A 13501-nucleotide genomic window follows, 5' to 3' on the forward strand; every position below is an offset into this window, starting at 1 on the left:
TGAAAAAGTCGCCCATGGTTTGCGCATCAGGAAAATACGCGTCCGAGATTGAAATCTTATATTGAATAGAGGCTTTCGGACTCTGATTTTACGTAGCAGAGTGCAAAAAAAGCGCTTTCACCAGTCAATGATCAGGCAGTTTGGGCAGACCGACTTGTTCAACAGAATTGGCCAAAAGCTGCCATTGGGTAAACCAATATAAGTGTTTGATCTTGCGCCAATGGAGTGGCCAGTATAATTAATCTACGACCTGCTGAATTTGTAGTTTTGAAGCGCCGCGTACTTTCTTTTGCTGCAGGATCGCCGACGCTTCGTTATAAGCAGCCTGGAAGGTATCGCTGCCAATCCAATTCACAGCAGCCTCTTCGTCATCATTATGAAACATGCCGCGATAGACGATGAGCAGGCCCATCATGAAGTCGATGGCAGGCTCTTCTCCTTCCTCAGCGATCACCAGTTCCAGCACTGGGTACTGCAAAAACACCAAGCACATGGCGAGCAGGCTTATGCCTTCGGCAGCATTCATCGCCTGAAACAAATCGTCAAAGTCCGCTGGGTCGAAACCGTTCTCTTCAATGTCCTTGAAGTTGAAGGTGCTCAGATCGATCTCGACGTCGTCGAATGGCTCGTTGACCAGCGGATTGGCTAGTAGTGGGGACCCGATCTTCGCTTTGGTTTTGCTAGACCTATTCTGCTTGGCTTTGTCCTTGGCTCGCTGAGTACGTTTGCGTTGTTTGTCGGGTGAGGCCATGGGGTGATGTCCTGTTCGATATGGCTATTTGTAGCCAACTGATTTGTACCGAATTGTACGCAGTTCTAGCGCGCCTTGCTGTCATCAATTTTTGCGCGAGATACCCTGTACTTCTAGTGCGGGGAGGGATAGCGCGGCGCGTAAGGCATGCTCCTAGCTTCTTTGGCACTTGATATCTACGTCTGCTACGCAATAGCCCATTTGGCTAAGCTGATCTGATAGCTAATTCTGTCATTTTCCTTACTTTGGTTTAATATGTAAGGAAATGCAGGAGGTATCAAATGCAGAACGTTTATATTCCCAATGGCCCAACCTCTACCGTTACGTCCAAGGGTCAAGTCACTATCCCCGCTCATGTCCGGGAAGAGCTTCACCTGGATCCTGGTACCCGTATCCAGTGGGTTAAGGTTGCCCCGAACACCTATCAGGTCATCGCCGCTACTCTCGACGTCACCGAGTTGGCTGGGATGCTGGCTGGTGGTGATGTGAAGCTTACGATCGAGGAAATGAACGAGGCCATTGTCAACGAGGGCGCCAAGGGAGCTGATGCGTGATAGGCATCGATACAAATGTTCTTGCACGCTACCTGCTACGCGATGATGAAGAACAATTCAAGCTGGCAGCTGAGCTGTTCTCTATGGCAACTGAAGACCTGCCTATCTTCGTAACGCACACTACGCTCATCGAGCTGAACTGGTTGCTGCTCAGAACCTATAAGCGGACCAAGGAGCAATTTATTGCAGTTCTAGAAAAGCTCATCCAGATGCGCCAGCTCGTGGTAGAAAACGTTGCACACGTAGCAGCTGCCCTTCATTTGTTCAGGATGACCAATGCAGACTTTCCAGACTGCATGATCATGGTCGCCACACAACAGGCAGGTTGCACGTGGACGTATTCCTTTGATCGCAAGGCGTGCAAGGCAGGCATGACAGAGCTGATTGGCCCCAAGGTGCTACTGCCTCCTAAAAAATAGGATGAGTTCTTGGCTTGGCTAGAGTTGTATGTACCAATCCTCGAGCGAATGACTGATTCTTCCATCATGGATTCTTTAGTGTGCGGGGCGTTCACTACGAGTATCAGCCGATCAGTTCTGGGCTATCGCCGCAGGACTATCTGGATACAGTTTATGGAAAGAGCACCGTTGAGTTTGTAGGCGTTAGCAACCGTGTCCTAAGAAATCGATCACAACTGGTACTGTTTTATCGGCTTACCGAGAAACAGGCGTCCAAATGATCGACGATATCATTCATGTCTAACCGGTGAATGCCAGGCTCCTCAAAATCGAAGACTTAGCATCGTTTTTCGCAAGAGCAGGCATTGGGGAACTGTGCTAAATATTTCTTTGAAGGCCGTTGTTTACAGTTACGAACTCTCGGATAAATAGGCTGGAGCCGGTTTATGTTTAAGCATTTCATTTTCTGCCTCACTATTAGTTTCCCTCTCCTTGCACACGCAGAGCTGGCTGATACTGATCCTGATTCCGTATGCCAGTTTTTGGCTGCGTCTGACCTTAAAGGGAGAAAATGGACTGATTATGGTGATGGTACAGCTGGCTGCGCCAGTGACTATAAAGACATAGGAAACGGGGTTCCTCTAGCAAATAACCTCGCCTACTACGTTATGGGGCAAGGGAACGAGGCAGAGCGGGTTAAATTGGTCATGAATGCTAATCAACCTAACGCTGCTGCGCCAGCAATCAAACAACTCTCCAACGCAGCCTCCAAGCTAAGCCCAAAGGCGTTAGGCGTGCCTCTTCCCGATTCTGTGCGAAAAGCTATCGCCAAAGGCGAACCTGTTGTAGTTAATGTCGGAAGCGGCGAGGTAGAGGTGCTAAAGGATATATGGCCGTCGGGTAAGGGGTATGAGATTCAGGTAATGATGAGATAGGTGATGGTGACCTATCACCCTTCACCCTTGCATCAGATGACTGATTTCTTCCCTGATCTCTGGGCATACACAGATCATCCCTTGCTGTGGCCGTTTCAAAACGAGGTGAACAACCGCAGCTGGGTATCTCAACCCGAAGAGGCATGACCTGACGCTGATGTCGCCTGAGATAAAAGCACTCAGGACATTGCAGCGGTGGCGAGCCTTGAAGCCTAGCGGCCTTGCCTTCCAGACGGTTTCCCGATCCGGTGAGCCAAAGCTCAAGTGCAGTTCCTGATCAGCCATATCTGAACCCTCCTCTGGATTTCGCTACGGCCTGATACATGTGGTAGACGAACAAGCCTAAGCCGACAAGCGCAGCCATAGCGTCAATACTGACCCACCCGAGGCTATCAATGAGGTAGTACTTGACCAGTCCAATTTTGAGGATGAAGAAAATGCAGAGGTTGGCATACAGAAGTGCGCAGAACTGGTCGTGCCCCTTTGCGTTTATAACAGCGCCTCCGGGCACCCTGTTAATCCGCAAACATTCGTCAAACACCTCTATTCCCTGATCGTGCAAGCCAATCTTCTCGATCAAAAGGCTTCTTTCGATTGAGGCCGAACTCCTACCCTCAATACACCTTTGCGCGGCGTCCATGGCCAGATCGGTCGATGCACGAGTGCCATAATATTTGTAGCGTTTTGCCGAGCGCCGGGAGACAAAAGAACCACTACGAGGATGGCTGAAAACAAAACAGTTAAAAGCTGAAACCCTATCGATGTTGCTCCCTCTGTAGCCATAACCAGCCAGCGCCAGCATGCTGTGTCTTGCTAGGTTGTCCGAACCTGATTGGTATCGGACCACGAATATTGCCAGCCCTTGCGCTGCATGAACCAGCCTACACCTACATCACTGCGGCCTTTAAGCCATGCCAGTGTTGGGTCTGCCTCGATGCACATCCAGCCGTCCGGCCTCTGTTCCCACATAGCGCTGGCCACAAAATCTGTACCGACTACCTTTAAAACCTTCCGTTGAAGCACCTTTTATCCCGCTCGCGTTTACTTTGATTCGAAACGCCACATAAGGCTGCCTGCATAAAGGTATGAAGCTGCCATCAGTAAACAAAAATAGAGGTTATCCATAAAAGCTCCGACTTGATATGTTTCGTATTAGAAACGATTTTCAAACAATGCTTATTGTGCTTTTTCTCGCTCAGGGCGTCATTCAGGGACGGCCAGATAGCACAGGAAACCAAACGCCATTAGTAAGAAAGTGCTGTTTGCGTAATCCTAATATATGTGTCATAGGTTAATCCTAGCCCTGAAGTTATCTGTTTCTCTCGGCGCGCTCTAATTACCTCACTCATAGAGGGTTCCCAAGATGCCGCTTTACAATCCAGACGATAAAACTGATTACTTTCCAGGCATGGCGGATGACGAACGTCTTGAACGCTATCAGCAATGTATGTCGTCAAGCGTGAGTAAACAGCAGAAAAAAGGAATCGAATTTATTGTTGCCGCTCTAACCGGATCTCCCGGCGCCATACTCAAGTGGTTCGAGTTTGCTACAACAAAGGCAGACGACACTGGTCCGTGTGTACGATTTCTTTCTCCCGCCCAACGTGATGCTTTAAGAGAACGTTGGCGTCAAGATTTTGAAGATGCCCAAGATAGAAAGCGAGATAGGCATCGCCCCTATTAAAGTCGCAGCTGCGACTTTAAGGAAACCCTGCTGTCATCTGTTCGCCTGTTTCCAGATTGACCGACACGCAGTTCTTGCTGGTCTGGCCGTAGCGCAACAGCTCCCACACAATACTCATGCCTGCCGTGGTGACGGCGCGGTTAATCAGGCAGTCCTGCGTGGCAATCGACTCGGCGGCTGAACAGGACTTGCGTGGTTCGTCTTCCAGCGTAGCGATCTCGGGAAATACGTTCACCACGCAAGGATAGCGGCGGCGATTCTGCTCATGCAGCGCCCGAAAACAGCCTGCCCGTGGCGGTGGCCATTGCCAAGGTCCAGCCACATGCACAACCGCTTGCCGTACTGAATGCGTGATATATCACGGCGAGCCGAGGGCAGGTCTACCGCCGAGATGATGAGATCAGCCCCTTCAATGGCGGAATAGGTCTGTTTGCAGGGGAAACGGTAGGGAAGGCCCGTCCATGACAGGCCCAGCATCAGGTTGTAGCGGTTGGCAAGGCTCACGGCCTTATTTTGGCCCAGATCGCACGGCCAGAAGCGCTGGCGTACCAGATTTGGCTCACGCACAACGCTGTCGTCAATAATCGTGACGTGCAGTCCTGTGGGATGCCCCAGCGAGACCAGTGCATGATGGAATGCAGCAAGGGTATCCACCACCTCACTGCCATTGCCGCCCGCGCCAATGACCACGATGTGCGGTGCCTTCGAGCGCCAGTGATCGGGAGTCTTGAACACGGCAGATTCAAGGTACAGGGGCGTGGCGGCGCTCATAGGGTAGCCTCCTGTGTGATGGCCTCACGCAGGGTGAGCACCTGCATGTTCTGACGGCGCAGTACCGGCACCAGCTTGGCGGCTGGAAAGGTCTTCTTGCATGAGAGGTCACGGTAGAACTGGATCAGCTTGGCAAAGCTATCAAGCCCCTTGATCGGACAGAGACCGCCCTGATGAGTGTTGGTACTTTCCAGTACAAAGCGCTGCCACTGCGATATGTTGGAAAGCTCAATCTCTCGCGGCAGATGGACGTTGCCGCTACAGAATGTGCCACCGGAATACACATTGCCCAGCGGCGGGTAGAACAGCTCGGTATCCAGCGTTGGGCGGTTGCTGCCCTTGAACGCAAAGCAGCGCAGCTCGACTCCCGCCTGTGCCACATAGATCAGGCCGGGGAGGGGGGCGCGAATCATCTCGTTGGGAAAGGGGATATCCAGTACCTGCCGTGGAGTATACCAGACGATCAGGTTGCGCCCACGCACGAGGATGCTCGGGTCTATGAACTCGGCCTCGCCGGATTCCTCCTGCAACAGATTCAACAATGCCTCCTTGTCCGATGCGCTGAATGCCCGACCTGCGCCCAGCGTGAACTGTTTGCCGCCTTCCAGCGCCAGCACTTCATGGATGGTGAGGTCGAGCCTGCCGGTTTCCTTGTGGTGATGAACCAGTAGCGCCTTGGAGCTGATCTGCTCATGAAACATGCTTGAATTCCTCCAGTACGGTATCGAGTTTGTCCAGCAGGTAGAGGCATTGCTGGGTTCGTCGCAGGACGGGCAATACCTGCATTTCCAGACTCTCATGAGAAAGCGGGAATGCAACAAACAACCCGCAGGCGTTCTGCGCGTACCCGTCGAAGTGATCGCGGGCATCGTCTTCCAGCAGGGAGAACCGGACACCGGCCACCGAAGCGTAGAGGGTTTCGAAAAAGCCAACGCTGTCCTCGGCGGAGGTCTCAAAGTCGCGCTCGTTAAAATCAAAGCCCGACTCTGCCGCTGCGATGCACACTTCAAGCGCTTCCCTGAGCGTGGTCAGCACCGCTGCATAGGCGGGGGCGGTGGCTAGGGAGTCGTCTATCTGCCGGATCAGCGTTTGCATCTCGGCCTTGTGGTCACAGCCTGTACGGTGGTCCAGACGGAAATTGCAGTGCTGATCAAAGTCATGCAGCTCAAGCAGAATCGCGGCGGCGCGCGCATAGGCGTCTTCGTCAGGCTCGCCGTCCAGACCCAGTGCCCAGTCTTCAAACGGCAGGTTTTCGCTGGGCGTATCCTTGAGATAGTCCAGCAGCTCGGCCTCTCCCCACACAGCAAGACGCTCCTTCATCGTCATGTAGGCTTCGCTGTGCAGATGCGAGTACACGCCGTCAGGTCCGATAAAACTCATGGGCGTATGAAACGGCACCAGAAACCAGCTCATCGCATCCAGCGTCTTGAAGATCAGCACATTGAGTTCTCGACAATCCTCACGGTCCAGCGGAATGGACAGGTCGATCTCGTTGAACTCGCTGGCGTACAGGACAAACTTTTCATTCTCGATGGTCGCCTCGAAATGCCACCTGAGCTTTTCTCCCTCGGTCATCAGTACGTCCTGCAAGGCGGCCTGACACAGCGCCAGCAGTTGGGGCATACACGCTGGCCCCTCTGCAAGCTCAGGCTCTACATCCTCAAGCTCAACCAGCTCCTGCCGGATGCAGGCGGCGGTCAGGCGAGCAACGAACGGCTCATCAATGACGGGCTGGCTCAGTTGCCTGACGCGCTTTTTGATTCCTGGAATCAATCCCTTCTTCTGAATCAGCATCCGCTGCTCAATGGCAGTGACCGCACGCTGCGTGAGCAGGTGCAGGCCATAGGTGTTGGGGTACACCGCCAGCACTTCCAGCGCCTTGGCGTCGATCAGCCCGCTGTCAAAGGCATCACGACAGAGCAGGGCATGGCCTCGTTTATCTACCCGATAGGATTCATGCGTCTCAAACGCCGTGCTGACCGCCTCGCGCATGGCCAGCGAGACCGCTGGCAGCATGAGCGGTGTTAGCGTGGCAGCGGGGAACGAATAGTGCCCGGTACTGATGGAGCGTTCAGGAGTGCCCATAGCGTTTTCATCTGCTGGTGAGTAAGAGAAGGTCCATCGGTTCGTGACGCCATGTGGGCAGCGAGATCGCCGCTGCCCCATGCGTCCAAGATGGCCAGTGGATCAACCTTTGGCTCCAAACGATGCTTGCCGGAACTCGTAGACATGGCGGTCTCCCTCGATGATGGGTTCGACGATCTTGGCCCCTAGCAGGCGCGGGTAGCTTCGAGCGTAATGGCGCAACACTTCTTCGGGCGAAAGCTCAGGGTTCGGGTCTGGCAGGTCTTGGCCGCTGGAACGGAAAATGCGGGTGAGCGTGAGAATGGATGCAGGCATGGTCGGGTCCTCAGAAATGGTCGGCAATGGAGAAGGGGGTGTCCGCCACTGCGGGTGGCGTGACGGATTCACGTTCATCCTCTCCTGCGTCATCAACTGTTGCTGGCGAGGTCGCGGCTGGGGTAACAGGTGCAGGAGCCGCGACAGCCTTGCTGCTGGCCTGCTCCCTGATCTGGCGCAAGGCTTCAAGCGTGGCGGTGCCTTCGGCTACCACGGCGCTCAAGCTCGCCAATTTGGCTGACAAGGCCGCTTCCAGTTCTTCCGGTGTGCCGGTGGCTACCAGCGGGCGGGTCATCAGCGCATGGACCTGTTTGATCTCGTCGCTGGCGCTATCCTCGACAGGGCCGAGGTTGGCTGACAGGACCAGCCGAACTCGGCCCTCGCCTGCACCGGAGGCTTCGATGTTGATGCGGCCTTGGGCGGTGACAGCACTGGCAATGGAGGTGAAAAAAGTCATGTGAGGCTCCTTTAGTTATGGGTTCAGGCGGCTACGGAGGGGCTGCTGTCAGCCGCTTTTGCCGGTGCGGGAGTGAGGAAGACGGGGAGGTAGCCCTGCCATGAGAAGCCGTCTAGCGGAACGAGCATGGCCTCGACCAGTTCCTTCCGCTTGCTTGAGGTGAGCTTCTTGAATGCCCCCTTGCCGTGTGTGTTTTCGTAGGCCGCGATAAACCCTGAACGCTCGCAATCCGCTACCAGTTCGTCCTTGGTCAATATGTCCAAGTATTCGCGGGTAACACTGAACGTCTGGCGCGGGTCGAGGCTGTGACGTGCGATCAGCTCGCCTGCCAACAGGCCGGATTCATGGTTATCGAATTCGTCATTGGTGACGGTGCGGCAGAAGGCGAGACCTGAAAGCTGGACTAGTACGGCTAACAGCTTGGCTTCTTCGTGCTGGGCAAGTTCAGCAATCCATTTCACGCGCTCACGAACCATCGAAGGGCGTGCGGGAAGGCCCTCGGACTTGAGCATCTTGTCTGCAAGTCCTGCTTCAATGTCGCGGCTCAGGTCATTGACTACGCTTGAGATAGCCTGTGCGTAGCCGTAGGCCGGAGCACTGGTAAAGTGCCCATGTGCGAGTTTGACATGGGTCTTGTGTGCCACGCGGCGCAGGGCTGTGCGAAGCGTCTTGGGCTTGCTGGATGAGGGCTTGGCCTTGGGCGCAGCCGTAATGGAAGTTGCGCCAGCCGTGCCCTGTGCGGTTCCCTTTGCAGGTACAGGCTGAGTTGCCGCCTTCACTGCCGCTTGGTAGTCACTGACTTTTTCTTCATGACAGGCTCCGTTGAAGCAATAACGGCCCACCAGCGAGCCTTCCTTGCCGTTGCGGGTATCAAGGATGACGCCGTAGCTGGCGCAGGACAGGCAGGCTGTTGCCTGTTCCTGCCCCACACCTTTGCTGCCGTCTGTAGCAATGATCTGGTAGCTGTTGGCCGGAACCTGATCCGCCCTATGAACAGTGCCGTATTCGGCTTTGGCATCCTCGATAGCGGCATCCAGATGAGCCTTTACCTTGTCACCCCAGCAGGTGAGGTTCTGGCACTGGCCCGAGCCTACGCTGGTATCAAACAGGTCGGCGTAGGAGGACGAGTTGTGTGAGCAGCCCACGCACTTGGCCGTATCGAATACTGCCTGATCGAGCCTGCGGGTGAGCTTTATCAGACGGTCCCGCGCCTCGGTAACGCCAACATTGCCTTCTATGATCTTGGCCAGCACCATGTCCTGATCGTGGTGTTCCAGGGGGCACAGCAGTTCGGCATGGCCGAGCTTGATCTGGCCGTCCAGCAGCGCTTTTTCTACTGCGCCGCTGGCATGGGTCAGGAGAATACGGGCGCTGAGTTTGGAACGACTCCAGCCCAGCAGGCGCATCACTTCGTCGTAATCGTTCTCGCACTGCACCAAGAGCGCCGCCGCCGCGTTGGCTTCCTCAATCGGCGTCATGTCCGAGCGCTGGACGTTCTCGGTCACAGCCGCTACGCGGGCCTCATCGTCCGACATTTCCTTGACCAGACAGGGGATCGTCTCAATGCCCAGCTCGCCAGAGGCCAGCCAGCGTGTTTCGCCAGCGACAACTTCGTAGTCGTGGTCTGGATCATTGCTGACGGGACGAACAAGGATCGGCTGCAAGACGCCTTGTTGCCGGATGCTTTGCTTGAACGCCTCGTAGCGCTCGGCATTACGCCCCTTGCGCGGCTGGTTGGAGTTGCGGCGGATACGGGCAACCGCGAGGTGCTTGATTTCGACCGATTCAGACATGGCTGACCTCTATTCAGACGGTGGGTTTGTTCCTGCTTTCTGAATCCAGCGTCTCATCGAAATCGGGTTATGCAAGTGCCGAAAAGGCACTTTAAGGCATTAATTTTTAAAGTTTTTTGGGTTTCCAAAGAGGATTTTTACGGGTACAGGCTGTACAGCCAAAAATACCCTTTAGGGGCGCTTTTAATCGGGGCGGCAAAAGGTTTGTGCATTCTGTACAGCGCCGCTTTGGGTAAGGCGGCTAGCAGGTTATTCCAAGAAATCAATATTTTTTTTATACCCCAAACCTCGTGGTTGATACCCGCGCGGGTACCAACCACGAGGTTTAGAGGGCCTGTACCCGCTTTACACTGGCAGTCCTTTTCATGGGGACGTGAGGCGGGTAATGCCATTCCTACTGGTTGCACTGCTGGCGTGGGGTATCTGGCTCTGGAGCGGCGATGCAGAGCAGGCTGCACAGGTGAACTACTCGGCCCAGCGCAATGAAGCGCAGGACAGCATCCTCGTCGGCCTCACTGCCCTGAACGATCCAGCCGTCAACGCGTTCGTGAACGAATGGCGCAGCGCCTATCCCTCGCCAACCCCTGAGCAGTTATCGCGGCTGCGTATCGCCGAGCAGAACATCCGCAACAACCCCAGCGTGGCCCTGACCTACACCGTGAGCTGGAAAAACACCCATGCGCTGTGCGGGCAATTGACCACGCCGCTTGGCGATATCGAGTGCACACCCGGAATCTAACAGGAGGGTTTAGTCATGACCGCATCACGAGAACTGATCTGGACCGTGCTGGTTAATGGTGTACAGGTTGGCCGGATCGAGGACAGCCGCTATCAGTGGCTGATCCAGCAGAGCCGCCGTGACCGGCGCCTGTATCTGGCGCAAGCCGTGGAAGTACTCAAGTACGCACTGCGCATGTTCACCCTGTTTTTCCGGGCTGTGCCTCTCTTTGCCTTCTGGGCGCTGCTGAGCCTTGGCCTGCTGGCGCCAGACGACTTCCAGTTATTGATCTCCCGTGGCCTGCCGGCTCTGCTGTCATCCCCGCTGACATCTGTCGTCATGGTGGCCGTTGGGCTTTCATGCGGCATCGCCACGCTGGTGCGCGGTGGTGTGCGCAATGTCTTCAACGACCGCCGCGATGAACTTCTGCGCCGGTATCTGAAAGTGGCCATCCCGGGCGAGCTGGTGCTCGTCTGCTGGGATGCACGCTCTGCACTACACCCTGTGTCACCCACCCCATAAAACGAGAGAAGGAGGCTGTTATGGCTATTGGTATCCCTGAAGCACTGACCCTGACCGGCATCTGTACGGTCATGCTGCCCATGCTCACCGCATGGATTGTCGGCGGAGAGTGATCCGCGCCATCACCAAGGTACGCCCTGCCAGTAGCCGTACCGCTGAACAGGGCATCCCAACCCAGCGATGTATCAACCTTGACGGAGATTCTAAGATGAACAAAGAACAAGATGAAAAAGTGAGAGTGGCGTTCGCTGTAGCCTCATCCCTCTGCGGCTGCTACGGCTTGAGTTTACCCAACGATGAGTTTCTCTCCAGCAAGATCATCCTGACGGGTATGGCTTTTACCTTTGCCTACATGTTGTTTTTCGAGAAAGGAATCTACAACCCGCGCCTGGTTAAAAAATGCAAACAGTGGCTGGCTAAAAAGCCAAAGTAGACCGCTTGCATCCCGAATAACCCGTGAGAGGGTGGATATACACCCACTGCTCAGGAGATCCAGCGATGAGCATTCAATGCAACGCAGAGCTTTTTCCGGAAACGCTGGAGGCACTCGTGGATCCGGTCGTGTTTGAAGGCGAGCACCGCTGCAAGTTCGGCCATGCCACGGTTGTCGTGAAGCTGTTGCCATCCTGGAGCTCCGACACGGGTTTATGGACGGTGGGGTGGTTCTGTCTGGTTGATCGATCCGTGGACGAGTGGATGCCGGGCCAGCGAACACGTGCCGGCTGGCCATGGTACCGACCTGCCCAGCAACCTTGCTCCCGCAGCTATGACATTGCGTGTGCGGTAGCGGCAAGGGCCGCAAAGATCGTACTCGAGCAAATGCTTGAGTTCACAGGCAGTGAAGACGTGAACACTTCGGTCAGGCAGCTGCAGGACCGGATCGAGAAGCAGGCGATGCAATGGCTACAACCTGAAGCGTACGGAGAAAAATGATTATGAGCCTCTTTGACAGGATCACCGAGACCGAAGACAAGCCGGACTATTTTGATCGCAACCGCAAATGGCTGTATCCGCTGGCAGGGTCAATTACGTTAGTGGCCGCATCTTTGACTCTTTCCATGTGGCAGATGACACCAGGTGGCGAGCTGAACCTGTTTATCCCGGAATGGCTGATTGCGCTTTTTGCCTTGCTGGGCATCGTCATGGCGGGCTTTGGTTTGGCGGTCACCGACACGCTTTCCGCCACCATTATGCGCTGTGTACTGACAGTGGCCGCCTTTGGCCTGGTGGCCTACGTGCTCTCAACCGTGGATACGCCTGACCTGGTTCGCTATCTGATCGGCCTGTTCATCGCGACTTGCTTCTACTGCATGACGCTGAAGACACGTAGATAGGAGATGGCTATGTCTTATTTCAGGTATGCCTGCATCGGTCTTGTGACTTTGGTGGGCGGTGTAGCAGCTTTATGGGGTGCTCTCTATGGGCTGGGCTATCTGACTGCCACTGTCGCCAGCCATTTTGGAATCAATCCCTCACAACTGATCCTGAGCGTTTTCGAGGGTATATCAGACCCGGGTTATGTCTTTGTCGGCTTGAGCTTCCTTCTGGTACTTGTGGCGACTGCTGCGTTGCTCCTTTGGTGTGTATTGGTACCGGTAGTGTTAGGCGAGGTGATCGAACAGTATGTTCTGCAGAATCGTCTTAAGAGACGTAGGTAGGAGCAGCCATGTCCACTTTTCGATACATCTGCATAGGCCTTGGGACGTTGATGGTCTTCGTAGCTGCTCTATGGGGAGGCTTCCATGGATTGTATGGACTGGGCTACCTGATTACCGCTACTGCCAGCCACTTCGGGATCAACGCCGCGCAACTGATCATGAATTTTTTCGGGGGCGCATCGGAGCCGGGCCCTGTCTTTGTTGCGGTCACCAGCATCATGGCCATAGTGCTGTTGGGTGCACTTCTAGCGCTTTTCCTTCTATGCATGGCCGCACTGGGCAAGACAGTTACTGAGCGGTTCGATCAGGCTAGAAATCAACAAATCAAGAGATAATCCCAGCCACTCCAAACGAGGAGTAACCATGAACACTAAAGCATCTGTGGGTGAGATATCAGCCGAGCCGGCTGAACAAACGAAACTGGTTCCGCTGCGCTTTCCTACCATGCTGCGCAAGATGTGGTCCGGTGGGGATGTGCAGGACTGGTTGGACCGCCATGGTCCTGTTTATGTACTGCACGTGAGCAAGGAAGCTGAGCAGGCCAAAGCCGAGCCAGCCGAACAAAGACTCGCTGAGCTGGAGGCCGAGCGTGAGCAGCTCATGCAAGCCCTTAAGCATAAAGACGCAGAACTTGCCGAGAAGGAGGCTGCACTGAAAGAGCATTATCGCGCAAGGCAAGGATTAAGGGCCGAGGCAGCAAACTATCGATGGCTTCGCAGCAATGCCACGCTGCACCGCAGCGCCATCCCGGGCTTTGTCGATATTCGTGTTTCCGCCTCTGTGAACGCGCCAGCAGGACTCGATGATCTACTAGATCAGATCCGTAATCAGCATCAATCGCCAGCCTGAACGAAGGCTTG

Annotated in this window: 22 protein-coding genes; 12 read left to right on the forward strand and 10 right to left on the reverse strand. The window is 54.8% G+C overall.

The window, feature by feature from the left end; all coding sequences use genetic code 11:
• Window positions 1–238: 238 nt before the first annotated feature.
• Entirely contained in the window at window positions 239–751 is a 513-nt protein-coding gene (locus HMPREF1487_RS23655; RefSeq protein WP_010799309.1) for a hypothetical protein, read from the reverse strand.
• Between the two features lie 281 nt (window positions 752–1032).
• Here HMPREF1487_RS23655 and HMPREF1487_RS23660 point away from each other — a divergent pair, with 281 nt between their 5' ends.
• The 3 genes from HMPREF1487_RS23660 to HMPREF1487_RS26470 all read left to right on the forward strand — a co-directional run bounded on the left by HMPREF1487_RS23660 (window position 1033) and on the right by HMPREF1487_RS26470 (window position 2638).
• Entirely contained in the window at window positions 1033–1305 is a 273-nt protein-coding gene (locus tag HMPREF1487_RS23660; RefSeq protein WP_010799310.1) for an AbrB/MazE/SpoVT family DNA-binding domain-containing protein, read from the forward strand.
• Window positions 1302–1724 carry a PIN domain-containing protein gene (locus HMPREF1487_RS23665; RefSeq protein WP_010799311.1) on the forward strand — a complete coding sequence of 141 codons (423 nt, stop codon included), beginning with the start codon at window positions 1302–1304 and terminating at the stop codon, window positions 1722–1724. The genes HMPREF1487_RS23660 and HMPREF1487_RS23665 overlap by 4 nt, the downstream gene beginning before the upstream one ends.
• Window positions 1725–2149: 425 nt before the next feature.
• On the forward strand, window positions 2150–2638 hold the full coding sequence (locus HMPREF1487_RS26470; protein WP_010799313.1) for a DUF6030 family protein: 489 nt from the start codon (window positions 2150–2152) through the stop codon (window positions 2636–2638).
• A gap of 277 nt (window positions 2639–2915) precedes the next feature.
• Here the strand turns inward: HMPREF1487_RS26470 and HMPREF1487_RS23680 are convergent, their stop codons facing one another.
• Together HMPREF1487_RS23680 and HMPREF1487_RS27515 are read right to left on the reverse strand one after the other, a co-directional pair.
• Window positions 2916–3440, reverse strand: coding sequence for a hypothetical protein (locus HMPREF1487_RS23680; protein WP_010799315.1), 525 nt, complete (start codon window positions 3438–3440; stop codon window positions 2916–2918).
• Window positions 3441–3451: 11 nt separating this feature from the next.
• A complete protein-coding gene (locus HMPREF1487_RS27515; protein ID WP_125890002.1) occupies window positions 3452–3661 on the reverse strand; it encodes a hypothetical protein in 210 nt (69 codons plus the stop codon).
• 340 nt (window positions 3662–4001) lie between these two features.
• On the opposite strand from HMPREF1487_RS27515, the gene HMPREF1487_RS23685 reads away from it, so the two are divergent.
• On the forward strand, window positions 4002–4322 hold the full coding sequence (locus HMPREF1487_RS23685; RefSeq protein WP_010799316.1) for a hypothetical protein: 321 nt from the start codon (window positions 4002–4004) through the stop codon (window positions 4320–4322).
• Window positions 4323–4338: 16 nt separating this feature from the next.
• Here HMPREF1487_RS23685 and HMPREF1487_RS28125 read toward each other — a convergent pair whose 3' ends face one another.
• The 7 genes from HMPREF1487_RS28125 to HMPREF1487_RS23715 all read right to left on the reverse strand — a co-directional run bounded on the left by HMPREF1487_RS28125 (window position 4339) and on the right by HMPREF1487_RS23715 (window position 9743).
• Complete coding sequence (locus tag HMPREF1487_RS28125; protein ID WP_010799317.1) at window positions 4339–4557, reverse strand: ubiquitin-activating E1 family protein; 219 nt, start codon at window positions 4555–4557, stop codon at window positions 4339–4341.
• Window positions 4554–5093 carry a PRTRC system ThiF family protein gene (locus tag HMPREF1487_RS23690; RefSeq protein WP_010799318.1) on the reverse strand — a complete coding sequence of 180 codons (540 nt, stop codon included), beginning with the start codon at window positions 5091–5093 and terminating at the stop codon, window positions 4554–4556. Before HMPREF1487_RS23690 ends, HMPREF1487_RS28125 begins: the two co-directional genes overlap by 4 nt.
• Window positions 5090–5794: a PRTRC system protein B gene (locus HMPREF1487_RS23695; protein WP_010799319.1), complete on the reverse strand. Its 705-nt coding sequence runs from the start codon at window positions 5792–5794 to the stop codon at window positions 5090–5092. Before HMPREF1487_RS23695 ends, HMPREF1487_RS23690 begins: the two co-directional genes overlap by 4 nt.
• Complete coding sequence (locus HMPREF1487_RS23700; RefSeq protein ID WP_010799320.1) at window positions 5784–7178, reverse strand: hypothetical protein; 1395 nt, start codon at window positions 7176–7178, stop codon at window positions 5784–5786. Before HMPREF1487_RS23700 ends, HMPREF1487_RS23695 begins: the two co-directional genes overlap by 11 nt.
• Window positions 7179–7280: 102 nt before the next feature.
• Complete coding sequence (locus HMPREF1487_RS23705) at window positions 7281–7493, reverse strand: PRTRC system protein C (RefSeq protein WP_010799322.1); 213 nt, start codon at window positions 7491–7493, stop codon at window positions 7281–7283.
• A gap of 10 nt (window positions 7494–7503) precedes the next feature.
• Window positions 7504–7950 (reverse strand): PRTRC system protein E, encoded by a 447-nt coding sequence (locus tag HMPREF1487_RS23710; protein ID WP_010799323.1) that lies wholly within the window; start codon window positions 7948–7950, stop codon window positions 7504–7506.
• 23 nt (window positions 7951–7973) lie between these two features.
• A complete protein-coding gene (locus HMPREF1487_RS23715) occupies window positions 7974–9743 on the reverse strand; it encodes a PRTRC system ParB family protein (protein ID WP_010799324.1) in 1770 nt (589 codons plus the stop codon).
• A 385-nt stretch (window positions 9744–10128) separates the two neighbouring features.
• Here HMPREF1487_RS23715 and HMPREF1487_RS23720 point away from each other — a divergent pair, with 385 nt between their 5' ends.
• The 8 genes from HMPREF1487_RS23720 to HMPREF1487_RS23755 all read left to right on the forward strand — a co-directional run bounded on the left by HMPREF1487_RS23720 (window position 10129) and on the right by HMPREF1487_RS23755 (window position 13490).
• Window positions 10129–10482, forward strand: coding sequence for a hypothetical protein (locus HMPREF1487_RS23720; RefSeq protein WP_010799325.1), 354 nt, complete (start codon window positions 10129–10131; stop codon window positions 10480–10482).
• Window positions 10483–10497: 15 nt separating this feature from the next.
• Complete coding sequence (locus HMPREF1487_RS23725) at window positions 10498–10983, forward strand: hypothetical protein (RefSeq protein WP_010799326.1); 486 nt, start codon at window positions 10498–10500, stop codon at window positions 10981–10983.
• A gap of 109 nt (window positions 10984–11092) precedes the next feature.
• Window positions 11093–11416 carry a hypothetical protein gene (locus HMPREF1487_RS23730; protein WP_037031243.1) on the forward strand — a complete coding sequence of 108 codons (324 nt, stop codon included), beginning with the start codon at window positions 11093–11095 and terminating at the stop codon, window positions 11414–11416.
• Between the two features lie 65 nt (window positions 11417–11481).
• The gene (locus tag HMPREF1487_RS23735) at window positions 11482–11916 is read left to right on the forward strand and encodes a hypothetical protein (protein ID WP_010799329.1); all 435 of its coding nucleotides are present in this window, start codon (window positions 11482–11484) and stop codon (window positions 11914–11916) included.
• A gap of 2 nt (window positions 11917–11918) precedes the next feature.
• Complete coding sequence (locus HMPREF1487_RS23740; RefSeq protein WP_010799330.1) at window positions 11919–12317, forward strand: DUF2254 domain-containing protein; 399 nt, start codon at window positions 11919–11921, stop codon at window positions 12315–12317.
• 9 nt (window positions 12318–12326) lie between these two features.
• Window positions 12327–12641, forward strand: coding sequence for a hypothetical protein (locus HMPREF1487_RS23745; protein ID WP_010799331.1), 315 nt, complete (start codon window positions 12327–12329; stop codon window positions 12639–12641).
• An 8-nt stretch (window positions 12642–12649) separates the two neighbouring features.
• On the forward strand, window positions 12650–12976 hold the full coding sequence (locus HMPREF1487_RS23750; protein WP_010799332.1) for a hypothetical protein: 327 nt from the start codon (window positions 12650–12652) through the stop codon (window positions 12974–12976).
• 28 nt (window positions 12977–13004) lie between these two features.
• A complete protein-coding gene (locus HMPREF1487_RS23755) occupies window positions 13005–13490 on the forward strand; it encodes an SPFH domain-containing protein (protein WP_010799333.1) in 486 nt (161 codons plus the stop codon).
• Window positions 13491–13501 lie beyond the last annotated feature (11 nt).

This window comes from Pseudomonas sp. HPB0071 (genome assembly GCF_000478505.2).
GTDB lineage: Bacteria > Pseudomonadota > Gammaproteobacteria > Pseudomonadales > Pseudomonadaceae > Chryseomonas > Chryseomonas luteola.